Here is a 21,775-nt window from a genome sequence, read left to right as displayed (position 1 = left end):
ATAAATATACTAAATTTTCTTTAGAGAATGGCTAGACATAAAAGTGATCCAATACAGGAAGGATTAGATGATATGGAACTGGAAAAAGTTTTGGAAGAGATTGAATGTGATTGGGAGCAATTTACAGAATCGGAAAAACCTCAAAAGCCATCAGAATATAGTTTAGACAGGTTAGTGCATCTGGAAAGAGATGGTTTTCCTAATTTCCAGGGATATAGTGATAAATATGATTTATTTATTAAACCTCTCCATATTGATAGAATTGTTGGAAATCTTTTTTCATTCAAGGAAAAAGAAACAGATGAGCGGGCTATTGAAATTATTGCAGATATGGCTTTTGAGCCTGAATTAAGAAAAGAAAGACAAAAAACCCTAAAGTTTTTGATGGAAAATAAAGATTTAGATGAGATAGGCTCATTGTTTAATCAATATTATCAAAATAGCAGAGATATTAATGAAGTAGAATGTTGGTATGAGGGGGGAGATTATCCTTATAAATTGTTTTTCAACCCCTTTGAAATAAATAGAATGGGTGAACTACTTCAACAACAATTGCATGTATTGGAAAAGATTGCTTCTATTACAAAAGGCACACACTTTCAAGATTGTGGTGTATTGGCTGAGAGCATAAAATCAACTGAATGGTACAAGGAGTTAGGAAATATTGACATAGAAGAAGATATAGGAGTCATAGATTCTTCAAGATTACTTGATGAACTTCGTAACAAAACCAAACAAGAATATGAGCGTGATAAAAGAGCAGGCAGAGATACAAATCTGATAAAATATGTTGACTTATTCTATGCTATGAAAGTCTCAGGCGTAAACAAGCTTGTTACTGCCTTGGATTATTTTATTGGCTATGCAATAGGTTTCAAAGAATTGCAGGAAAAGGGCGCAAACTTAACGTTTCCTGAATTCAGGAGCGGTGGCTACAGGCACTGTAATATCAAAGGCGGTGTAAATTTTATCCTTTACATGGGAGAAAATAGAGATAAAGAAAAAGTTCCAAATGATTTTTTCATTGATGAACTAGAGCCAATAAGATTGATAACAGGTGAGAATGCTTATGGAAAAACAATGTTAATCAAAACAAGAGCCGTTATCCAGGCATTTGCACAGGCAGGATTGCCAGTAATAGCAGACAATGCTGAGCTAAGTTATGTAGGCCAAATACTTGCAAACATCGGACAGACAGAAGATTCGTTTTCAGGAAAAAGCACATATCAAAAAATCAATGATACTACTTTTAAGATTATAGAAAAAGCAAGATCAAGGAGTCTTCTGATTCTTGACGAACCTACATCCGGGACATATGACTTAAAAGCAATTCTTCAAGCCAGATTATACTTAGAAGAGATTGCAAGAAAGGCAGGATATGAAACTTGGATGGTTACTCACCATCTGGAATTAACTGAACTGGCAAATAAATTCCCTCAAATTATTAATCTAACAACAGAGGTTGTCGATGGAAAATATACTTACAGGATAATTCCTGGTATTTTTTCTCCAACTGAAGAAACAGTTGTCCTTGATTATCCTCTTAAAAGAGTAAGTAAAGCTATTAAAGAAAACAGATTAAATAGATTACAAAGACTAATCAAGGATAATGAAATTCCAGAAGACAGGATGCATTTATTAGAACAACAGCTTGATCAATATAAAAATTAAAAGTTATTACCTAAAACGACTATGTTTAATTTTCTTTACATAAATTTATAAATTAATTTAAAATTACGATAAAAATGAAACATAATGGTGAAGTTTATGTTGAGATGCCTGATAAGGTATTGATTGCTGCTTTTAAAGAAGGGGATGAAAGAGCTTATTCAGAACTATATCATAGGTATGAGCCAAGGCTTACTGGTTTTATTTTCCGTTTCGAGAATGGATTTAAAGGGGCTGTTGAAGTAGGTGATATTGTTCAGCAGACATTTACTAAGCTCTATACCCGTGCGCAACTTTATAATGAACAAACAGCTGAATTCGGTACATGGCTTTTCACAATTGCAGCAAACCTTGCAAAAACAGAGCTCAGAAATCTTAAAAGAAGAAAGACTTGTTCTCTTGATGGTATGTGGGAAGATATAAGAAATGATTTTTCAGTTGATGATGTTCTTTATGGCGGAAATCTGACAATGGAATTGGAATTAAGTGCAAAAGTTGATTCTGCTATGCAGAGACTGATTGGGTTTTTTGATGAAAACCGGGCACTTAGTACAGCCTATGTGCTTAGAAGCCTGCAGGGGCTGAAATACCAGACAATAGCAGATATAATGGATATTCCTCTTGGAACAGTCAAATCAAGAGTGCATAGGGCAAGGAAATATCTAAGAAATGGAAGTTTGTAATCTCAAAAGAAGAACTTAAAAAGGCCATTAGAGAAAAATATGGTGATGATGTGGTTGGAATCATATACAAAGATGGCCAGACAACTTTTGTAAGAGATAGTAATTAAGGTTTTATTTTTATTAGATTAACCAGTTAGTGTTCTTTTCAATGGGCTGCGATTAAATCTATAAATTGTTCTCAGAACCGATTCAATCTGGTTTTGAGTCACAGGATATTCTAAGCTTGAAGAAATGTGGTTTTGAGTCACATGATGCCTTGATGTTAAAGAAATCAGATAAGACAATGCTTCTGAAATCTCATTATGACTCAGGACTTCTATTCTTGGATTTTCTGTTGGCAGGGACATTATAGAATTGTTTCCGAAAATAATATCTGCATAAGGGGTATTAATCCTGACTGGCCTATGATAAGATAATATTGCTTCTAAATTCAATTCTTTATTTTCAGAATCATAAAGAGGAAGATATACTTTCTTTCCACCTATGATTGTGATTCCTAACTCTTTTTCATTGTCTGTGAGTTTTTCAAAATCATATTCTTCTAATCTTTTATAAAATGCTGATAGTTGTTGAATAAAATATCTCTTGTTTTTTTTAGGATCAACTTCCCATGAAGTTTCTGCAGAGCCATTCACTGTAGCAAAACTATAGTTGTCAGAATTATAGAAATGGCTGTCTGAGACAAAGATCTCATTTTTACCTGACATAACTTGAAATCTTTGTTTACCCTTCATAGCATCTTTCTTAATTTGTACATCTATGCCGTGTCTTATTTTTGTCATTTTAAATATTTAAAACCTCAAGAATTAACTTGAGATGTATTTCACACCTCTTTTTTAGTAATAAAGATTGTTTTCTTTATAAATCTTAAGTTTTATAAAGGTTTTGGATAGGTTAGAAATAAATATTTTATTCTCTGTTTTTTGAATTATTTTTATTAATACATTCATCACAATATAATCTATCATCATTTATTTCGCTATTACATTTTAGACAATTATTTGATAACATGACTATGATAAGGTTGTTCTGGTTATAAGCCTTTGGGATAGGTTTGGAAAAGATGTTCTTAATATAAGGTTTTCTATTAATACTTTTTTACTAAAAGGTGGTAACTAATAGAAAAGTTTATAAATAAACAATATCTTTATTGATCATGCAAAATGCAGAAATTCATTTACAGGCAAACTTCCTAATCAAAGAGCTCCTGAGTAACTAAATAAAAATGGTTTTTGAAAGATATGGATTAAAAAATGGCATTGTTACTTTACCTGGATTTGATATAGATTTATCTATAGGAGAATCAAATTATCTTAGAGTTGATGGTTTAGTCAAAAGTATAGATGAACATACTGAAAAATTATGTCAGGAATTTCGATTACAACATAAATTTAAAGAAGGTAGTTCACTTTATGGTAGAACTTTGACTTTACGTCATAATGATCATGTGGGTTCAATTATATTTTATAAAGATAGGGGTGATGCTCATAATACATTTACATTAGGACGTGAATCAACTAATGCCCTAATTAGTTATGGTATGAAAAACACGCTTGTTGATTTTTTTAATGAATTTGGTATTTATATAAAAGGTAATATTGATGACTTTTCTAAAAAAGAGTTGTGTGATGCTGGTGGTTTGTTGGCATTATCTCTAAAAGGTATCTCTGATGAATCTGCTCAACAATTTTCAGGTATAATTAATCCTTTACTTATTTCTTTAAAGTATCAATTACTACCAACAAATTAAATTAATGAAAACTATGATCGAAGATTTGACTTTTTTAGAAGAAGGAGAATTTACAGCTGTGTTTTGGATTTTCTAAAATAGAGTCCATCTTCTTAAGAACCTTAGAAAAGTGCATTGGATCTTTTTTCTTAAGTTTAGATAATTTCTTAGTGATTTCTTCACTATAGAAATCTGTATACATTAATCAACCTCTTTTTCAAAGTCTTTTCTAGAAAGATGTTTGCCTTTCACAATTTTATCTAACTTATTCTGGTCTTAAATTGGGTTCAAGAGATGTCTTCTCATATTCATTAACCACCAAGTTTATAGCCTGAGACTTGTCTTTAAGCCCAAATTTGGCTTTTACAATATTTAACAACTCTTACTTTATGGACTTTGTTATATCATACCCCTTGCTTCATAATAGCTTAAAACTGATTTATAAGCTTGTTCTTCATCAACCTTTTGGATTTCTTTTATTATTAGTCCCCATGTTTCTTTTTGTTTAATTTCATTGACTAAATTGTTAAGGTAAATATTGGTTGTTATTTCCCAGATTGAAGCAACAAAATCATGATCGCTTGGTTTTACACCTAGTACTTCTGTTGTCGCATCTAAAATAATCTCAATGTTTCTATCTATTCTTCTTTGATTAAATAAATGAGGGCATTCTTCTCTAATATAATCCAAATTTGCTTGGTTTTGTTTTCTCATTTCTTTTATTTGTATTTGTTTTAACATTTTAGTTTAATTTCTCTTCTTTTTTCTCTATTTTTTTATTTAATTTGTCTCTTTCTGTCAGCGCATTAAGACCAATCATAAGTAAATAAGAAATTAACCAGGATATTTAAATCTTTTTATATTTCACTACTCTAAAGTAATCTTATTTTATTTATAAATCTTAAGTTTTATAATTCTTTTTCAAGTTCTTTGTTATAGAATTTAATTGGAATGTTGTTTTCTTTGCTTAATTTAATTTCTTCTCTCATTCCTTTAGAAATTTTATCACCACAAAGCCAGAGTTCATCTATTATTTTTCTTTTAAAAAACTCTTCGTTAGCTTGGACACCTCTTTCTTTATCATCTTTTATTTCATTATCTAAGTATTGAAATGCTGTTAAGTAAGGTGCTATAGGAATTATGTCTTTGGTATGAACTTTTTTACATATTTCTAATATATTTTTAACATTATCTTTAATATTTCCTGAAATTGGGTGTGCTATAAATACTAATTTGGTCATATGTTTGGAAAAGATGTTCTTAATATAAATTTATTCTTTTTAGATATCTTATGTAAGTTTATCCTAATTTTTCAGCAATCTTTATATAGAATCATAGTTTCTTTTTGATATATAGTACAAAATGGGGGCGGCACATTGTTAAAAAAAACAAAAAAAAACGTGCAGAGCATCATAAAGTATTTTTTTATTTTTCTAGTAGCTTTGACAGTATACCATTCAATATTTGATTATTCAAATCCTCTTGATAAAATAAAATCTTTTGTTTCTGAACAAAATTTTAACAACCTAAGATCAAATATACCTATATATACTCCAGGTGTTGATAGTAACTTTAACTCTTGTGAAAAAATGGCTACTAAAATATTACCTAAAAAAATAGATATGATGAAGAGTAATTCTGGTTATTATACTATTGATAATATTAGATGGGCAGATGATACTTTTATTAAGTATGATGAATTTAGGTATTTAGAATTTTATAAAGGAGGAATAGGTCAAAATTCTAATTATTATTATCAACGAGCTTCTAAATATGAAGATTATTTATCTTATAAAAAGAGTGCAGGATATGATGAAATTGGTTTTTCAAAAGGTCAAAATTCGTTTAAAGTGCGCTTTGTTTTAAAGAAAACAAGCGAAACTAAAAGTATGTTAGAGATATTTGAAGTGGTTGGTGCAGAATTTTTATCTTGTGAATGGGTGGTATAATAAAATGGTAGATAAATACCTAAATGATGGGGAAAGGGTAATCTATAAATTAAATTATTCTGTATATTTAGATAATGATAAGGGTTTTTTCCCTTATTTAACTGATTATAGACTTATTTTTCTTAAACCACTTGGTTTGATATTCAAAAAAGATAGAATGGTTGATATTTTTCTAAAAGATTTAATAGGTGCTACTATGAATGAAAAGGGTTTGATCTTTAAAAAAAGACATCTTGAACTAAGAACACCTCATACAACTATGAGAGTTTATGGTAAAGATAAACATATTCTTGATTTTCATAAAGAAGTAAGTAAACAATTAATGAATTTTAAAAAATGAAAAAAACAAAAAACCCTTGGACTATACCAATTTCAATTAGTGTTATATTATTAATTATAGTTGGTGTTATATTCTTAGTTCCTATTCCATATACTGCAGTTGAAATCTATACTGAGACAGAACCTTACATAACAACAGAAAAATATACTGATACAGAACCATATATGGGTACAGAAAGTTATCAAGAACAGATACCAATTACTGAAGAAGAATGCAAAACAGATATATCATCAAATCCCCTAGATTATATCAACAGAGGTCTTGATATCTTGTTGAATGATGAAACTGATTATAGTAGTTTACTTGAAACTTGTGAAAATGTTATTAAGTTTAGAACGATAACAAAATCAAAAGAGGTTGTTAAATATCGTACAGTAGAAAAAGAAAGACAAGTTACAAGGTATCGAGACGTTCAGAAAGAAAGGACAGTAACTAAAACAGCCACATTATACATGAGATGGAGTGGTCAAGTGCAATATCGTTATGAGGTTTGATGCAATAAAATGAGTAATAAAGAAAAATTTCATAAATTATCTTATGATCTTGGTAAATCTTGGACTTTCTCTCTTGTAGCATTATTGTTTGTTTCTATTTTTGGTTTTTATAATCCTTATGTCCCAGATGCATTTAAAGAAATTTTGTTTCCTGTAATTTTGCTTTTTTTTATTCTTTTTTTGATAACAGAAACTTGGATGATAATATCTTTTGGGATTCTTGTAAAAATGTATACTGGTAAAAAAATTAAGAGAGAAAAAAATACAAAATTAAGTGTTAAACAAAAAAAGAATTCTAATTGGTTCAAAGAAAGGTTTAATGTTCCTAGATTTTTTAAGGCCTTTTTATTATCTGTAATAATAGGTCTTGGTGCTTATTTAGGAAAAATTTTCTTTGCAACTCATTGGTTGTTGGCTTTGGCTTTTGTAACTTTATTTTTGATGATTTTTGCAGGTAATTTATTAGATGCTGTATATCCTGAACATTGAATAATATGAACATAAAATGTCTTTTTGGACTTCATAAATGGGAGAAATTTATGGGTCCTGGAAATGTAGGAAACGGTAAATTTGCTCAGAAGTATAAATGTTTTAAGTGTGGTAAAATAAAAAAAGTGATGAAATGAACCTATCCCCACCAAAAGACTGGCGTTTTTATGTAAAATATATTAGTTTGGGGATTATTGCTGCTTCGGTGATAAGTTTGGTGAAGTATTATAGTTAATTTTTTAGTAATGTTTTTAAAGATTAAAGACTATTGAAATACAAATGGTTTTGGGATTTAGTATATCGGATAAAACAACTGGTTGGAACAATCCAAATAAAACTAAAGCACAAAAAGAACTTCTAAGTTTTCGTGGCAGTCTTTTAAATAAGAGGATGAATTATGCTCTAGATTATAAAGTAAAGTTAACAAAAAGACGTATTAAAGCAGCAATAGATAAGTATGGTGAAGAAAATTGTTATGTTAGTTTTTCAGGAGGAAAAGATAGTACAATTTTGAGTCATATTGTTTTATCAATGGGTTATAAATTAGAACATGTCTTTTCTAATACAAGACTTGAGTATCATGAATGTATCACTTTTTCTGAAGAATGGTGTAAAGAGAACGATGTAAAACTTACTATGGTTTATCCTGATATTAAACCTCAAGAGATATGGCAAAAATATGGTTATCCTTTGTATTCAAAAGAAATTGCAGAATTTTTTGAAAGAGCAAGGCATGGTGGTAAATTGCCTCCAAAGCACATAAAAAAAATAGAAAGATATGTAAGAAAAATAGGATATAAAGGAGAAATGGAAGATAGAGAGAAATTAAAAAATTTTTTGACATATAGAGGTATTAAAGTTAGTTCTAAATGTTGTCTTCTTCTTAAGAAAAAACCTATGAAAAAATGGCAAGAAGAAAGTGGGAAAAAAGTAGCAATAATGGGTGTGAGGGCAGAAGAAAGCCAAATGAGAAGAGTTGTTTGGGTAAGAAAAGGTTGTATTTATGAAACAAAAGATCAAGTAGTTGTTCATCCTATAATCTTTTTTACAGATAAAGACGTTCACAAATATGCTAAAAAACATAAAATTAGATTTGCTGATATTTATTATGAACCATATAATCTAAAAAGAAATGGATGTTATTGTTGTGGGTTTGGTTCTCATATAGCAGAAGAGAATAATTTTATCAAACTTAAACAAATAAATCCTGTTCTATGGAAGAACGTTACTAATCACTGGGGTTATGGTAAGATTTGTAAGAGATGTAATGTTAAGATTGAATAAACAACATATAAGTTACTAAATGTATGAAAAAAGAAATAGATACAATAGAAGCAATACCTTCCAAAAGACTATTTTTATCAATAATAGCAGATTATGATTTAAACAGTTCTATATGTGAACTTATTGATAATTCTTTGGATATATGGGTTAAAGAGGGAAAGAAAAAATCTTTGTTAATTGATATAGATATAAATAAAGATCAACAAACTATATGTATAAAAGATAATGCGGGTGGTGTAAAAAAAACAGAGCTAGACTTATTGGTTGGGCCTGGGAGAACAAGTAATTTACAAACTGATGAAATTATAGGTATTTTTGGTGTTGGAACCAAAAGAGCAGTTGTGGCTCTGGCTCAAGATATAAAAATTATTTCTAGATATAAAAAAGAGAATACATTTAGTTTAGAATTTGATGAAGACTGGCTTAAGGAAGAAGATAATTGGAAATTGCCTTTGTATAAAGAAAGCCAAATAGATGAAGGGACCACTATAATCAAACTACATGCGCTTAGAATCACAATAACAAAAAAAAAATTATTAATTCTTGAAACTCATCTTCAAGCTACTTATGCCAAATTTTTAAATGATAAAAAATTAACCCTAAAACTTAATTCTGAAAAACTGTCACCATTAATTTTTGAGAAGTGGGTATATCCTCCAAAATATCCCCCACATAGATATTGTGGAATAATAAAAACTCCAGAATATAAACCTGTAGAAGTTGAAATTATTGCAGGACTATCAAAACTTTCTAGTAAATTCAACCCCTCAGGAGGGGAATATGGAGTATATTTTTATTGTAATAATCGTTTGATTTCTAGAGCTTTAAAAAGTTATGATGTTGGTTTTGCTAAGGGGTTGGCTGGTAAACCTCATGATACTATTTCCCTTGTTAAAGTAATTGTGTCTCTTAAAGGGGAAGTACAATCAATGCCATGGAATAGCAGTAAATCTGAAATTGACACAAAACATATAATATTTTCGGCTCTTCAGACTTTTTTAGTGAAGGTTGTTAAAGATTATGCTTCCCTTTGCCGAAGATTAAGTGGTGAGTGGCCTCAAAAAGTTTTGAAGTACACAAAAGGTAAAATAAAGTTTGTTCCAATTGATGATTTTATAACAGAAAAAAAATCATACCTTCCTCCCTTACCCATCTCAAAACCCAGATATGGTCTTCGTATAGATCAGATTAATAAAAAAATATCAGAAAAAAAACCTTGGACTAAAGGATTATATGAAGGGAGAGTTGCTTCTGATTTGATATACTCACAGAAACTTGAGCAAAAAAATAGGATATGTCTTATTATTTTAGATAGCACTATAGAAATTGCATTTAAGGAGTTTTTAGTTTACGAATCTGGTACAGTATATAGTCAAAGACGTATTAATGACCTTTTTGATAATCGAACAGAAGTACATAAAGAAGTTAAAAAGTATAAAAAGGTAACAAAAACTATGTGGAATAGAATAGAGTATTATTATAAACTTAGGTGTGAACTTATTCATAGGCGTGCTAGTGTAAGTATAACGGACGAACAAATAGAAGCGTATGAAGCTATTGTAGAAGATGTTCTTGAAAGGTTATTTAAACTTAAATTTGATATCTAGTAATAATTATTTTTTTGTTCTTTGTGTGGAAAAGAAATGAAACTGAAGGGTATATAGAACATTTTAAGCAGAAAAAACTTTAAGAGCAAGATCTAAAAGCAAGTCTCTTCTTTCCTCTACTGCATTTTTATCCCAGGATGACTTTTCTGCAATTTTATTGTTCATTAACACAGAAGATGTTTGTAAGATTGATTTTTTTGTATTAAAAGTGTCATTAGCGCCAGTATTATTATCCTCTTCTCCTAAAAATGATAGATTTCCTATATTATGTTTTAATTCTTCTAGTTGTGCCTGAATTACATTACCTGTTGCGTTCTGAGGGTATATATGTTCAATTGTTGTATTAGCAAAATCAAACACCCTTGTTAAGTTTTCGCATTGAGGGTCTCCTGTAGATCCTTCAATATACCATTTAAAATAATGTTCAATAGTCATTAAAAAATACTTAAGGGGTTTATTGGTTTTATTAACATTGTAATTTAATTCTGCGGACATTTGTGTTACAAATAACTCATCTTGTGCTTTTGAGTTTTGTAATGAATTTAATTCCGATCTAAGTGTACTTATATCATATGTGCTGGGGTTTGCTCTGATAAGTTGTGACTGTTCAAAATAGATTTTAGTTAATTGGCCGATGTGTGCATTACACATTAATTTATATCTAAAAAAGAATCTTTCTACAAGATGAACTATTTCTGAAAATTTATGGTGATCTAATTTACGGGCCGCTAACAAAAAAGGGATACAATGGGTGTGTTTCAGATCTACTATTAACAGTCTAAGTCTTTCTTTATTCCATGAAGGTGTTTGAGTGGTGCTACTATATGGCCAATCTCCTTCAATTAATTTACGCATAATTATTATTTCTTTTTCAAAGTTATTAACTGAATTCAATATTGCGGTTGCGTCTGCTCCAGTAATTTGGTCTACTTCTTTTTTGTGTTGAGGGAAAAAATTATCTAAAAAATCGTCAAACAGATCTGTTTTGCTAGGTCTTTTTCCCTTAACGGAAGAGTAATACCATCTTAAGAATTTCTCTGTTTGATCAGGGTGGTCTGCTATAATTTTATTCCAACGACGTAAGACTGCGTCTTGTTTTGCGTTATGAATTTCAAGATCTAATAATTCCAATGTTCTTGCTTTCAGAAGATCTCCTTCAGTAAGACATGTTCCCCGATCATTTAGAACTTGGAATAATCTATATGCTTCGTCTTTTGATTCTGTTACAATATGAATAATAGTGCAATCTTGTAAAATTACTTGATGGAACGTTTCTAATGCATCTAATTTAGATGGTATATCTTGTAATTCATTTAAAATATTTTTTAATTTTTCACTTATGAATTTATATGCGTATTCTAATCTATTATGAGAATCTCTTTCTGGAGTTGGGGAATTGTTATTGATTAAGTCTTTAAAAAATGGTTCATCTGGTAAAGATAATTCTAAGCGATCAATTTCAATGATTTTACGATTAATTTCGTCTTTAAATTTAATATATAAACTTGTTAACTTTTTAACACGTTCTTTTGCAAGCTTATTATTTTCATTATCATTTTGTTCATCTGCTTCTTGAGCTAATTCTTCTGTGATAGAAATTATAGTAGACATAAAAATAATAAATGTGGCTATACGTTGCTGTCCATCAACCAAATCAAAAAGCTGACGTGATGAGCCAGGAATTTCTTGTTTAATACTTACAACACCACCAAAAAAATGATGTCTTGTATTCTCATTTATTCTAACTTGATAACATTTTTCAAGATCATCGAAGAAGTCTGATAAATCGTTTTCATCCCATGTAAAGTTTCGCTGATATTTTGGAACTTGGAATGTAAATTGATTTTGGAATAAGGTTCCTATTGCTATGTGTTGAGGTGTAATTGCCATAATAATAGTAAATTAACTAAATTATTTAAATATTTCTAAAAAACAGATAATTAACATAATCTTTTTAAACTATCTCTATATAACTCTTTTATGGCCAATTACAACTTCAAAACAGAAGAAGAAATAACACTTAGATATTGGAAAGAACATAAGATTTACGATAAATTACAAAAAAAGAATCAAAAAGGAAAAAAGTTCTATTTCTTACAAGGCCCACCATACACAAGTGGAAGATTGCATATTGCACACGCTTGGAACAATTCTTTAAAAGACATTGCTCTAAGATATAAAAAAATGAATGGTTTTAATGTCTTAGATAGAGCTGGTTATGATATGCATGGCTTACCAACTGAAAGTAAGGTTCAAAAGGAATTAAAACTAAAATATAAGGAAGATATAGAAAAATACGGTTTAGACAAGTTCATTAAGAGATGCAAAGAATTCTCAATAAATAATGCAAAACTTATGGATAAAGACATGCAAAGACTAGGAATCTGGTTTGATTATGAAAATGCATACTATCCAATAAAAAATGAGTTTATTGAAGGCGAATGGTGGTTAATTAAAAAAGCATATGAACAAAAGAGATTATACAAAGGAAAAAAGATTATGCATTGGTGCAGCAGCTGTGAAACTAGCTTAGCTAAACACGAATTAGAATATGAAAATGATAAAGACACTTCAATTTTCTTAAAATTTAAGTTAAAAGACAAAGATGAATTCCTAATAATATGGACTACAACACCATGGACTATTCCTTTTAATCTAGGTGTTATGGTTAATCCAGATTTAGATTACTTAAAAGTAGAAGTAGAAAAAGAAGTTTGGTATGTTGCAAAAGCATTAGCAGGAATTTTCATAAACAATGTTTTAAACAAGAAATTTAAAATTTTAAAAGAATTCAAAGGAAAAAAATTAGAAGGTTTAGAATATATCCATCCTTTAGAAGATGAAATTAACTATAAAGATCTAAAAGCTAAACATAAGAATATTCACACTGTTTTACTAAGCAAAGAGTATGTTGACACAACAGCTGGGACTGGTTTAGTTCATACTGCACCTGGATGCGGTCCTGAAGATTATGAAGTTGGAAAAGAATACAACATACCACCATTTAACACTCTAAATGAAAAGGGTGAATTTGAAGATTTAGGAAAATACACTGGTTTCAAAGCAAAAGATGATGACAGCAAATTTGTTGAAGAGTTTAAAAATAAAAATTGTTTAATTACAACAACTCAAGTAGAACACGAATATGCTCATTGTTGGAGATGTCATAATCCTGTTGTTTTCAGAGCTACAGAACAGTGGTTTTTGAAAATTGAAGATTTAATTAAACAGATGATTAAGAATAATAAGGATGTTAAATGGCAGCCAAATTTCACTTCAACAGCTTTTGACAGATGGGTTGAAGCATTAAAAGATAATTCTATTACAAGACAAAGATTTTGGGGAGCACCAGTTCCAATTTGGGTATGTGAAAGTTGTAACAACACAGAAGTTATTGGCTCTAGAAAAGATTTAGAAAAGAAAAAAGCAAATAAAATACCAAGTGATTTACACAAACCCTGGATTGATGAAGTAACTTTTCCTTGTAAATGTGGAAATACAATGAAAAGAATACCAGATGTTTTAGATGTCTGGATTGATTCTGGAACAGCTTCATGGAATTGTTTAGAATATCCTGTAAAAGATGGTTTAATGAAACAATTTTACCCAGCTGACTTAATTTTAGAAGCAACTGAACAGGTTAGATTATGGTTTAGTATGTTAAGTATATGTTCAACAATTGCTTTTAAGAATAATTGTTATAAAAATGTCTATGTTCATGGAATGATTTTAGATTATCAGGGAACAAAGATGTCTAAATCTTTAGGAAATATTATTTCACCTTATGAAGTTATTGACAAGTATGGTTCTGATATATTAAGATATTATATGTGTCAATCAAAAGCAGGTGAAAATATGAATTTTGGTTGGGAAGAGGTAAAGCAAAAACAGAGAAATTTGTTAGTTTTGTGGAATATTCAGAATTTCTTGATAAATATGTGCAAAGAGAATAATGTAAATCCAACTAAATTAAAGATAAAACCAAAACAAGAAGAAAAATATATTTTATCTAAATTAAATTCAACAATAAGGGATGTAACTAGATTATTTGATGAATACAAACTAGATGAAACAATTGGAAGAATTGAAGATTTATTCTTAACATTATCAAGAACTTATATGCAATTAACAAGAGAAAAGTCAAGTGTTGGAAACAAGCAAGAAAAAGAAGAAGTAATTTATGCAATTTATAATGTTTTATTGAATATTTTGAAAATGTTTGCTGTTATTAGCCCTTTCATAACTGAAAAAATCTATCAAAATCTAAAAGAGGCTTTCAAATTAAAAGAAGAAAGTATTCATTTAACAGAATGGCCTAAAACAGATGAAAAATTAATAGACTCAAAATTAGAACAAAATATGGATATGTTTAGCAATTTAACTCAGGGTATTTTATATGCAAGAGAAAAAGCTAGTTTGGGACTTAGATGGCCTGTTAAGGAAGTAGTGATAGTTACAAAAGATGACAAGGTTGTAGAATCAGTAAAAAATGTTGAAGAATTAATTAAAAAACAGACAAATATCAAAGATTTAAATGTACAACCAAGCCTGCCTGGAATTAAACAATCTGTTACAGCTGATTTTGCGCAGTTAGGACCTGACTTTGGTTCATTGGCACCTAAAATAATAGCAAAATTAGCTTTGGAAAGCCCTGAAACAATTCTAAATCATATTGAAAAGGAAAAATCATATAAATTAAAGATAGATGGAAAAGAGGTTGGAATTGTTAAAGAACATCTGGTAATCAAAAGAGATGTACCATCACCTTATATTGAAAATGAATCTAAAGGAATTTTTATTTATCTAAATAAAGAGAGAACAGATGAGTTAGAAGCAGAAGGATATCTAAGAGAGGTAATGAGAAGAGTTCAGATTCAAAGAAAGAAAGCTAATCTAAACAAGACAGACAAGATAAGTTTATTCATAAAAGCTGATGAAGAGCTTAAAGATATATTAAGCGTATTTGAAAAACAGATAAAAGAAAAAGTTGGAGCTGATACATTAAAAATTTCTGAATTAGATCCAAGCAAAAAACATAAATTTAGTTCCAAAGAAAAAGTTAAGGATTATAAGTTTGAGATGTTTTTTAGTTAATTTAAAACTATAATATTTCCCCTGCCTTTTTTTATTCTTTTAACAAGATTTTTATGTTCTAATTCAGAAACAACTAAGGATATCTTAGCTTCTGACAAAGGAAATTGTTTTCTTATGTCTTTTTGAGTTGTTCTTCCGCCTTGTTTCTTTATAAAATCAATAACTTCATCTGTTAAATCTGTAACTTCTGGTTTTTTAGTGTGTTTTTTATATTTTAGAATTAAGTATATTATTATTCCAAAACCTAAAATAACTATTATAATAAGTGCTAGATAGTTTGGTTCTTCAAAGTATTCGTGTTCTGCAACTTCTTGTTCTGCTTCTTCAAATAGTAATTCTTCTTCTTCAAAGCTTGGAAATAAGATTAAATCTAAGATAAAACTTCCTTCTTTTTCTATTCTTATGTTTTCACTAGCAGATTCTTTTGAATTATCCTGATTATAAGAAGCAGTTATTGTATATTCACCAAAAGGAAGATCAAAGCTATATGTTCCGTCTTTTGCTACTTTTGTTTGCGGTGGAACAGAATCAACACTAACAATAGCATCTGTTCTTTTTTCCAGATCAAAAGAATAGATTGTTCCATGTAAAGTGGTTGCTGTTACAAAATTTACTAAGAACAAAAACATGAAAAAGTATAGTGTTTTTTTAATCATTTTACAGGAAATTTGAACAAAAACTAATATAAAAACTTTTCTAATTAAAAAAAGCACTAAATAGGCTTTGTAAAGTTTTAAACGCTTAAATTAGGCTTTGTAAAGTTTTAAAAGAATAAATAAAGTCTTAAATTTTCAATAAAAAAAGTTTATTTATAAATAAAGCAGATAATCTAATTTACATGATTGTTATCAAAAATATAGCAGGGAGGAAAATAAAATGAAAAAAATAATGGCAATTTTGATTATGGCAATGCTGGTATTAAGTGTTGCACCTTTAGCAATGGCTAAACAAGAGAATGAAGGTAGAGGAAATAAAATAACTGGAAATGTTGTAGGAGCATTATCTGTAACAGATGATTGGCCAGTTGCTAAAGATGAGGAGGTAGGTTATGATAGTGATGGGGTTGTAGTTAGAATAAATGTAACAGATGATTGGCCAGTTGCTAAAGATGAGGAGGTAGGTTATGATAGTGATGGGGTTGTAATTAAAAGAAATGGACCAAAAGCAATAATGCCTGCAAGAGAGGGTTTAGAAGTAAATGAAAAAACAAAAGAAAGGCTTGAGCAAGTAAGAGGAAAGTATAAAATAGCAAGAGCAGATGTTGAAGAAGCTAAAAATAATTACTTAAGTGCAAAGCAAAGCATAACTAAAGTAAGAGAAAGAGTAAAACAGTGTGATGAAGAATCAGAAGAATGCCAAGAAGTTAGAAAAGAGATTAAAGTACATTCAAAAGATTTCTTAATAAGTTCAGATGATAAGGTTTTGAATTATTTAGAAAAATTAAAAGAAAGATTAGAAGCTGCTGAAAATTTGGATGATGATGTTAAGCAGGAAAGATTAGCAAAAATTGAAGAGAGCATAGCTGAAGTTGAAGAAGAAAGAGAAGTTATTGAAGATTTGGATGAAAACAGTTCTGATGAAGAAATAAAAGAAGCTGCTTTAACAATTAAAAATACATGGAAAAAAGCTCAAACACATGCTAAAGTAAGTGTTGGAAGACTAGCTAATGCTAAAATACATGGAATAATTGTAAAATCAGAGCATCTTGAGATAAAATTAGACAGAATTTTAACAAAGATGGAAGAAAAAGGGTATGACACCAGTTCAACAGAAGGGCTTGTTAATGAGTTTAAAGCAAAAATTGATGAAGCAAAAGGAAATTATGAACAAGCTAGAGGAAAATATGACGAAGTAAAAGATTCTGGTGATGTGTCAAGCCTTATGAAAGAAGCTAATAGCATTATGAAAGAGGCTCAACAAAATCTGAAAGAAGCTCATAGAACTTTAAAAGAGATCTTAAGAGAAATAAAACTTTCAGCAAATGAAGGAGTAATTGATGAGGAGGAAGCAGATGATGACGAAAGTGATGAGGAAGATGATGACGAAGAGAATGAAGAAGACGAGGATGAGGAATAAACTTAAATAAAAATATAGAGAGGTAATAAAAATGAAAAGAATTTTGAGTTTTTTGGTTTTTTTGCTGTTGTTTAGTTCAATTGCTATGGCAGCTGGACCAAAAGATACACCTAAACCAGAACTATACATGGGAAAACCAGAGGCAATAGGAGCAGAACAAGGAAATGGCCGGCAAGATCAAGGAGAGGATGATGCAACTCCTGAAGCAGTTCTAGCCAGACAACAGGCTCGTGAACAAGCAAGAGAACAGAATAGAAATGAGCTACAACAAGGATTGAATAATGCATTAGGAAAGGTTGAAAATGAAAATGCAAGGCAAAGACTACAACAAAACATAGAAAGATTCCAGGAAAAATATCAGGAAAGAATGCATAAGTTAGAAAACCTGGAAATAGAAGAAGTTGATGAAGAAACAGGAGAGACAAAGATAAAAGCAAAAGAAGAAGTAAGATTCCTTGGTTTTATAAAAGGCAAAGCTACAAAAAGATTTGATATAGACAATCAAGGGAATATAAGCGAGAAGCATCCTTGGTATAAGTTTATGTACAGGGATGTTGAAAATTCAGAATAAATTTTGTGAGTTATGGAAATATTTTTATTTCCATTTTTTTCTTTTATTTTTCGTAAAGTTTAAATAGTACTTTAATGATAAATGCATAGGTGATAATATTGAAAAAAATAGTTCTTATGATGGTTTTTGTTCTTGGTTTAATTGGGTGTACTCAGCCAACTTTTGATGATTCAAATCAACAACCTGTTGATACTATTTCTGGTGAAGATATTGGTCTAACAAGTGATGAAGACATAGATGCACAAGACCTTGGATCAGATATTGCTGAAGTAGAAAGTATAGATCAAGATTTATCTGAATTAGAAAGCCTAGAACAAGATCTGGAAAACCTTATCTAAATTTCTTTTCTTAATCAAAAGCTTTATAAAACTTTGAAAATTCTGCTAAGTCATGTTTGAAGGATATACATATAAGGATAAAGAACTTGGAAAGATAGATCTAAAAAATTTCAAGGGTTTTAATGTTAAAAAAATAAAATTTTGGTTAGATTTTAATAATCCTTCTGAAGAAGATATAAAGAAAATAAGTGAATTTGTAGAGCTTCATCCAATTACAATAGAAGATTTGAAAGATGAAGAAGAGACTACAAGAATAAAGTATGAAGAATTTGATGATTATTCTTTTATTGTTTATACAGGTATAAAAAAGATTTCTAAAGATGATTTAGAACTCTACACAGTCTATTTTATTGTTGGTAAAAGATTTTTAATAACATTACATAAAGATAATAAAATTATTAATGATTTGAAGAAAAGAGATAGAAGAAAAAAGTTTTTATTATCAAGAGGAACAGATTACTTATTACATTATTTTATTGATAAGGAAATTGATTTATATTATCCAATTGTAGAAAATCATGAGAAAGCAATAGAAAAATTAGACAAAGATATTCTAAAAAGTCGTGATAAAAAGAAATTAGATGATTTATTTGATAAAAAAGTTATTAATAGTGAATTAAAATCATTGATTGTTTCTTCTGGAAGAATGATGTCAAGAGTGACCAAACCTTCTAATCGTGATATCAGAGAAGAAGTAGTAATATATTTCAAAGATGTTCTGGATAATTTGTTAATTATTAATGATTCTTTACAAACAACTAAAGAGCAGATAGCTGCAACTATTTCTGAACACAATACTTTATTGTCTTCAAATATGAATGAAGCTATCAAAGTTCTAACAATTATAGCTACAATAATGATGCCATTGACATTAATAACAGGAATATATGGTATGAATCTGCCAATTCTTCCTGGCGGCCAGAGTAAAGAAAGCTTTTATCTTATAATGGGGATAATGCTTTCAGTAGCTGCTGTTATGATTTATTATTTTAAGAGAAAAAAGTGGGTTTAAGTATATTATTTTTTAGCGATTTTCCATAATTGTTCGAAATGTTTCTTATAGGATTCTGCAATTTCTTTTTTATGAATAATAATTGTTGTAATAGGTTTTGTAAAATCAACAATTGCAACCTTATTACCATAAATCATTGTTCTTACGGGTGGTAAATATTCTGTTGAAAGAAATCTAATATCTGCTGTTATGTTTGGAGATTTAAACCCTTTAGCAAAAATTAGTTTTGTCTTAAACTTATATTTTTTAGCTTCTTTTATGTATTTGTTTAAAATATGAGGTATTTGTTTTACATAAGGATCAATATCAGTTCCAAATCCATAATTTGATACGCCTTTTTTTCCAGCTTCTAAAATCTCGTTTAAGACTATCTTTGGACCTTCAATTCCTGTGTATACTACTGTTTCATTGTGTTCTTCTGCTTTTTTTCCAATTTGTTTTATTGTTGGAATAATCTTTTTTATCTCATTTTGAGCTTTTACAACATCTTCCTTTTTCTCTTCAAGAAAGTCAAGCAACCTTTCTGGAGGTGTTGCATCGTAATATCTAACACCATTCTTTATAATAAAACTCACAAGACCTTTTTTCTGCAATCTTTGAAGAACCTCATATACTTTTGAACTGGCAATACCTGCTTTCTTTGTAATTGACCCGGTTGAAGACAACCCCAGATTAACCAATGCTTCATATACTTCTGCTTCTCCGGGTGTTAATCCAATCTTTTCTAAGGCTTCTTTTATCATGTAAGCTATATAATTTACTTGTTTATATATTTTTCCCTAACTGGGGGGGAATAATAATTAAATAGTGGTGAAAGAATGGAATTATATGGCAAGTGAAACTAGATTAATTCAAGATAAGGAATATGAATTATTTCATGGAGCATATTGCAACATGATGCCTTTATTACGTCAAGAGGGATTTAGACCTTTAACTAGCAAAGAGATTATGTCATATAGAGTAAAAGCTCTTCAAAGCCAAGATAAAAATGAAAGAGAGTTCTGGTTAGAGAAAGTTGATGCACCATATGAGCATAGATCTGATACTGAGTCAAACTTTAATACATCAGATGGGTTGGTTAGCTATGGAGAACATTTAATGGTAGTTCCTAATGCAGAAATATTACTTAATATTCATGAAACTGGTAGTTGTGGTTGTCGTTTTGTAACATTCTCAAAAAAAAGACCCACAGGGGCTTTGGAATTAAATCTAGATCAATATAATGAACTATCTCAAAAATATGAATCATTTAAATATGGAGAATTATTGCTCAATAGGGAATTAAGTGAAAATGAAGCTAGAAATCATCCACTTTGGCTTAAAATGGCACAAGATGACAGAGCATTATTAGAGGAATATGTAGATTGTATATTTAGAGAATTTAAAGATAATGAAAAAAACATGGTTTTTTATCCCTTAACTGAAGGATATCCAGAAGCACCTCCTCTAATGCTCAATCTGGAGTTAGGTTCATTTAATGGTTGTTTTTCATCAAGGGGGGTAGAGGGTAATGGTCTTATTTGGCTTGGAGGAAATATTTTAATAGGAGTACGTCCATCAGATTTGCTCTCTAAACTATATAGAAAATTTCCAGAATCAAAATTACTTAGATATCTAAGATCAGACCTTCTAAAACTAATGGAAAAGTAAGAATAATATTTTAGAGTTCTAACTAACATAATAGGTTTTTCAATAATTTTTTAATTATAGAATTTAAAAAAATAAAGGAAACCATACATAGGTAAAATCTATCCAATTAGATTAAAGGGTTTTATCAGTTAATTTTTTAACAATCGCACCAATACTCTTCTCTCCATTTATTTCATAAGGAAAGACTTGTGCAGAAATATTTATCTCTTTTCCAGATTTATGTATTCGAACAGTTCCAATAGTTTCTGGCTTATCTCTTTCTATGATTTCATTAAATAATTGTTCTCTACCTTCTCTAAATCGTTCTGGAGCTAGATCAACAGAAGACATTCCAATTGCCTCATCAGCAGAATATCCAAAAACAGATTTTCCATGTTGAGAGTAGAACATTAATCTTCCTTCAGAATCTTCACATAATATCGCAGGATTACCATAATACAAAAGATTAACAGATTCATGAGGAGAAATTGGATTGCTAGGAATTTCTCCTGGAGTAAAACCTAAAGAGTATTTCTTAATCGAAGATAATAATGCCTCGGCGAGTTTAGAATTATCTTTCCAGTTTAATGTCATATTATCGTTTTGCCTGATTCTCAGGTCTTAGTTCTCTAACAATTTCTCCGACAGGCCAAACATTTGTGGGTGAATATCCTTGTAGAACGTTTGAACCAACAACTTTCTCAGGCCATGCTGCACTAATTACTCTCTCAAATTGGGGTAACCAATCTAAAGCGCCTCTCTGTGCAGTAGTTGAACAAACACCTATCAATCCAGAACACCCAGAGTCCTGA

Annotated in this window: 24 protein-coding genes; 15 read left to right on the top strand and 9 right to left on the bottom strand. The window is 29.7% G+C overall.

Annotation, left to right across the window (positions count from 1 at the left end):
* Positions 1-27 precede the first annotated feature (27 nt).
* Both CEE44_00120 and CEE44_00115 read left to right on the top strand, forming a co-directional pair.
* The gene (locus CEE44_00120) at positions 28-1,671 is read left to right on the top strand and encodes a hypothetical protein (GenBank protein ID TKJ16928.1); all 1,644 of its coding nucleotides are present in this window, start codon (positions 28-30) and stop codon (positions 1,669-1,671) included.
* 74 nt (positions 1,672-1,745) lie between these two features.
* Positions 1,746-2,351, top strand: a complete 606-nt coding sequence (locus CEE44_00115; protein ID TKJ16927.1) for a hypothetical protein — start codon at positions 1,746-1,748, stop codon at positions 2,349-2,351.
* A gap of 125 nt (positions 2,352-2,476) precedes the next feature.
* Here the strand turns inward: CEE44_00115 and CEE44_00110 are convergent, their stop codons facing one another.
* Positions 2,477-3,133: a hypothetical protein gene (locus CEE44_00110; GenBank protein ID TKJ16926.1), complete on the bottom strand. Its 657-nt coding sequence runs from the start codon at positions 3,131-3,133 to the stop codon at positions 2,477-2,479.
* A 443-nt stretch (positions 3,134-3,576) separates the two neighbouring features.
* On the opposite strand from CEE44_00110, the gene CEE44_00105 reads away from it, so the two are divergent.
* Complete coding sequence (locus CEE44_00105; protein TKJ16925.1) at positions 3,577-4,101, top strand: hypothetical protein; 525 nt, start codon at positions 3,577-3,579, stop codon at positions 4,099-4,101.
* A gap of 244 nt (positions 4,102-4,345) precedes the next feature.
* Here the strand turns inward: CEE44_00105 and CEE44_00100 are convergent, their stop codons facing one another.
* The 3 genes from CEE44_00100 to CEE44_00090 all read right to left on the bottom strand — a co-directional run bounded on the left by CEE44_00100 (position 4,346) and on the right by CEE44_00090 (position 5,321).
* Positions 4,346-4,459, bottom strand: a complete 114-nt coding sequence (locus CEE44_00100; protein TKJ16924.1) for a hypothetical protein — start codon at positions 4,457-4,459, stop codon at positions 4,346-4,348.
* A gap of 20 nt (positions 4,460-4,479) precedes the next feature.
* On the bottom strand, positions 4,480-4,821 hold the full coding sequence (locus CEE44_00095; GenBank protein TKJ16923.1) for a hypothetical protein: 342 nt from the start codon (positions 4,819-4,821) through the stop codon (positions 4,480-4,482).
* A 167-nt stretch (positions 4,822-4,988) separates the two neighbouring features.
* Complete coding sequence (locus tag CEE44_00090; protein ID TKJ16922.1) at positions 4,989-5,321, bottom strand: hypothetical protein; 333 nt, start codon at positions 5,319-5,321, stop codon at positions 4,989-4,991.
* A 135-nt stretch (positions 5,322-5,456) separates the two neighbouring features.
* Between CEE44_00090 and CEE44_00085 the strand changes: the two genes are divergently transcribed.
* From CEE44_00085 to CEE44_00060, 6 genes are all read left to right on the top strand, one after another.
* The gene (locus CEE44_00085; GenBank protein ID TKJ16921.1) at positions 5,457-6,029 is read left to right on the top strand and encodes a hypothetical protein; all 573 of its coding nucleotides are present in this window, start codon (positions 5,457-5,459) and stop codon (positions 6,027-6,029) included.
* Positions 6,030-6,033: 4 nt separating this feature from the next.
* A complete protein-coding gene (locus CEE44_00080; protein ID TKJ16920.1) occupies positions 6,034-6,369 on the top strand; it encodes a hypothetical protein in 336 nt (111 codons plus the stop codon).
* Positions 6,366-6,863, top strand: a complete 498-nt coding sequence (locus tag CEE44_00075) for a hypothetical protein (protein ID TKJ16919.1) — start codon at positions 6,366-6,368, stop codon at positions 6,861-6,863. Before CEE44_00080 ends, CEE44_00075 begins: the two co-directional genes overlap by 4 nt.
* Before the next feature lie 9 nt (positions 6,864-6,872).
* Positions 6,873-7,352: a hypothetical protein gene (locus CEE44_00070; protein ID TKJ16918.1), complete on the top strand. Its 480-nt coding sequence runs from the start codon at positions 6,873-6,875 to the stop codon at positions 7,350-7,352.
* 279 nt (positions 7,353-7,631) lie between these two features.
* Entirely contained in the window at positions 7,632-8,636 is a 1,005-nt protein-coding gene (locus CEE44_00065; protein TKJ16917.1) for a hypothetical protein, read from the top strand.
* A gap of 23 nt (positions 8,637-8,659) precedes the next feature.
* Positions 8,660-10,243, top strand: a complete 1,584-nt coding sequence (locus tag CEE44_00060) for a hypothetical protein (protein ID TKJ16916.1) — start codon at positions 8,660-8,662, stop codon at positions 10,241-10,243.
* A 63-nt stretch (positions 10,244-10,306) separates the two neighbouring features.
* On the opposite strand, the gene CEE44_00055 is transcribed toward CEE44_00060, so the two are convergent.
* Positions 10,307-12,133: a hypothetical protein gene (locus tag CEE44_00055; GenBank protein TKJ16915.1), complete on the bottom strand. Its 1,827-nt coding sequence runs from the start codon at positions 12,131-12,133 to the stop codon at positions 10,307-10,309.
* Between the two features lie 90 nt (positions 12,134-12,223).
* Between CEE44_00055 and CEE44_00050 the strand changes: the two genes are divergently transcribed.
* Complete coding sequence (locus CEE44_00050; GenBank protein ID TKJ16914.1) at positions 12,224-15,337, top strand: isoleucine--tRNA ligase; 3,114 nt, start codon at positions 12,224-12,226, stop codon at positions 15,335-15,337.
* Here CEE44_00050 and CEE44_00045 read toward each other — a convergent pair.
* On the bottom strand, positions 15,334-15,993 hold the full coding sequence (locus tag CEE44_00045; protein TKJ16913.1) for a hypothetical protein: 660 nt from the start codon (positions 15,991-15,993) through the stop codon (positions 15,334-15,336). The genes CEE44_00050 and CEE44_00045 overlap by 4 nt on opposite strands.
* Before the next feature lie 220 nt (positions 15,994-16,213).
* Between CEE44_00045 and CEE44_00040 the strand changes: the two genes are divergently transcribed.
* The 4 genes from CEE44_00040 (at position 16,214) to CEE44_00025 (ending at position 19,334) form a co-directional block, all read left to right on the top strand.
* Positions 16,214-17,413: a hypothetical protein gene (locus CEE44_00040; protein ID TKJ16912.1), complete on the top strand. Its 1,200-nt coding sequence runs from the start codon at positions 16,214-16,216 to the stop codon at positions 17,411-17,413.
* Positions 17,414-17,444: 31 nt separating this feature from the next.
* Positions 17,445-17,984, top strand: coding sequence for a hypothetical protein (locus CEE44_00035; GenBank protein TKJ16911.1), 540 nt, complete (start codon positions 17,445-17,447; stop codon positions 17,982-17,984).
* Positions 17,985-18,073: 89 nt separating this feature from the next.
* Positions 18,074-18,322 carry a hypothetical protein gene (locus CEE44_00030; GenBank protein TKJ16910.1) on the top strand — a complete coding sequence of 83 codons (249 nt, stop codon included), beginning with the start codon at positions 18,074-18,076 and terminating at the stop codon, positions 18,320-18,322.
* Positions 18,323-18,374: 52 nt separating this feature from the next.
* Positions 18,375-19,334, top strand: coding sequence for a hypothetical protein (locus tag CEE44_00025; GenBank protein ID TKJ16909.1), 960 nt, complete (start codon positions 18,375-18,377; stop codon positions 19,332-19,334).
* A gap of 5 nt (positions 19,335-19,339) precedes the next feature.
* Here the strand turns inward: CEE44_00025 and CEE44_00020 are convergent, their stop codons facing one another.
* Complete coding sequence (locus CEE44_00020; protein TKJ16908.1) at positions 19,340-20,077, bottom strand: hypothetical protein; 738 nt, start codon at positions 20,075-20,077, stop codon at positions 19,340-19,342.
* 85 nt (positions 20,078-20,162) lie between these two features.
* Here CEE44_00020 and CEE44_00015 point away from each other — a divergent pair, with 85 nt between their 5' ends.
* Entirely contained in the window at positions 20,163-20,984 is an 822-nt protein-coding gene (locus CEE44_00015) for a hypothetical protein (GenBank protein ID TKJ16907.1), read from the top strand.
* Positions 20,985-21,095: 111 nt separating this feature from the next.
* On the opposite strand, the gene CEE44_00010 is transcribed toward CEE44_00015, so the two are convergent.
* Both CEE44_00010 and CEE44_00005 read right to left on the bottom strand, forming a co-directional pair.
* Positions 21,096-21,557: a hypothetical protein gene (locus CEE44_00010; protein ID TKJ16906.1), complete on the bottom strand. Its 462-nt coding sequence runs from the start codon at positions 21,555-21,557 to the stop codon at positions 21,096-21,098.
* A 1-nt stretch (position 21,558) separates the two neighbouring features.
* Positions 21,559-21,775 (bottom strand): hypothetical protein (locus CEE44_00005; GenBank protein TKJ16905.1); only part of this gene is annotated, 217 nt, incomplete at its 5' end.

It is taken from the genome of Candidatus Woesearchaeota archaeon B3_Woes, assembly GCA_005222965.1.
In the GTDB taxonomy this organism is placed as follows: Archaea; Nanobdellota; Nanobdellia; order Woesearchaeales; family B3-WOES; genus B3-WOES.
This window is presented reverse-complemented; position numbering and strand designations above follow the sequence as displayed.

What these genes read in the sequence shown, in the direction of transcription:
- CEE44_00120 (TKJ16928.1), top strand. Translation starts at nt 28, where the DNA reads ATGGCTAGACATAAAAGTGATCCAATACAGGAAGGATTAGATGATATG.
- CEE44_00115 (TKJ16927.1), top strand. Translation starts at nt 1,746, where the DNA reads ATGAAACATAATGGTGAAGTTTATGTTGAGATGCCTGATAAGGTATTG.
- CEE44_00110 (TKJ16926.1), bottom strand. Translation starts at nt 3,133, where the DNA reads ATGACAAAAATAAGACACGGCATAGATGTACAAATTAAGAAAGATGCT.
- CEE44_00105 (TKJ16925.1), top strand. Translation starts at nt 3,577, where the DNA reads ATGGTTTTTGAAAGATATGGATTAAAAAATGGCATTGTTACTTTACCT.
- CEE44_00095 (TKJ16923.1), bottom strand. Translation starts at nt 4,821, where the DNA reads ATGTTAAAACAAATACAAATAAAAGAAATGAGAAAACAAAACCAAGCA.
- CEE44_00090 (TKJ16922.1), bottom strand. Translation starts at nt 5,321, where the DNA reads ATGACCAAATTAGTATTTATAGCACACCCAATTTCAGGAAATATTAAA.
- CEE44_00080 (TKJ16920.1), top strand. Translation starts at nt 6,034, where the DNA reads ATGGTAGATAAATACCTAAATGATGGGGAAAGGGTAATCTATAAATTA.
- CEE44_00075 (TKJ16919.1), top strand. Translation starts at nt 6,366, where the DNA reads ATGAAAAAAACAAAAAACCCTTGGACTATACCAATTTCAATTAGTGTT.
- CEE44_00070 (TKJ16918.1), top strand. Translation starts at nt 6,873, where the DNA reads ATGAGTAATAAAGAAAAATTTCATAAATTATCTTATGATCTTGGTAAA.
- CEE44_00065 (TKJ16917.1), top strand. Translation starts at nt 7,632, where the DNA reads ATGGTTTTGGGATTTAGTATATCGGATAAAACAACTGGTTGGAACAAT.
- CEE44_00060 (TKJ16916.1), top strand. Translation starts at nt 8,660, where the DNA reads ATGAAAAAAGAAATAGATACAATAGAAGCAATACCTTCCAAAAGACTA.
- CEE44_00055 (TKJ16915.1), bottom strand. Translation starts at nt 12,133, where the DNA reads ATGGCAATTACACCTCAACACATAGCAATAGGAACCTTATTCCAAAAT.
- CEE44_00050 (TKJ16914.1), top strand. Translation starts at nt 12,224, where the DNA reads ATGGCCAATTACAACTTCAAAACAGAAGAAGAAATAACACTTAGATAT.
- CEE44_00045 (TKJ16913.1), bottom strand. Translation starts at nt 15,993, where the DNA reads ATGATTAAAAAAACACTATACTTTTTCATGTTTTTGTTCTTAGTAAAT.
- CEE44_00040 (TKJ16912.1), top strand. Translation starts at nt 16,214, where the DNA reads ATGAAAAAAATAATGGCAATTTTGATTATGGCAATGCTGGTATTAAGT.
- CEE44_00035 (TKJ16911.1), top strand. Translation starts at nt 17,445, where the DNA reads ATGAAAAGAATTTTGAGTTTTTTGGTTTTTTTGCTGTTGTTTAGTTCA.
- CEE44_00025 (TKJ16909.1), top strand. Translation starts at nt 18,375, where the DNA reads ATGTTTGAAGGATATACATATAAGGATAAAGAACTTGGAAAGATAGAT.
- CEE44_00020 (TKJ16908.1), bottom strand. Translation starts at nt 20,077, where the DNA reads ATGATAAAAGAAGCCTTAGAAAAGATTGGATTAACACCCGGAGAAGCA.
- CEE44_00015 (TKJ16907.1), top strand. Translation starts at nt 20,163, where the DNA reads ATGGCAAGTGAAACTAGATTAATTCAAGATAAGGAATATGAATTATTT.
- CEE44_00010 (TKJ16906.1), bottom strand. Translation starts at nt 21,557, where the DNA reads ATGACATTAAACTGGAAAGATAATTCTAAACTCGCCGAGGCATTATTA.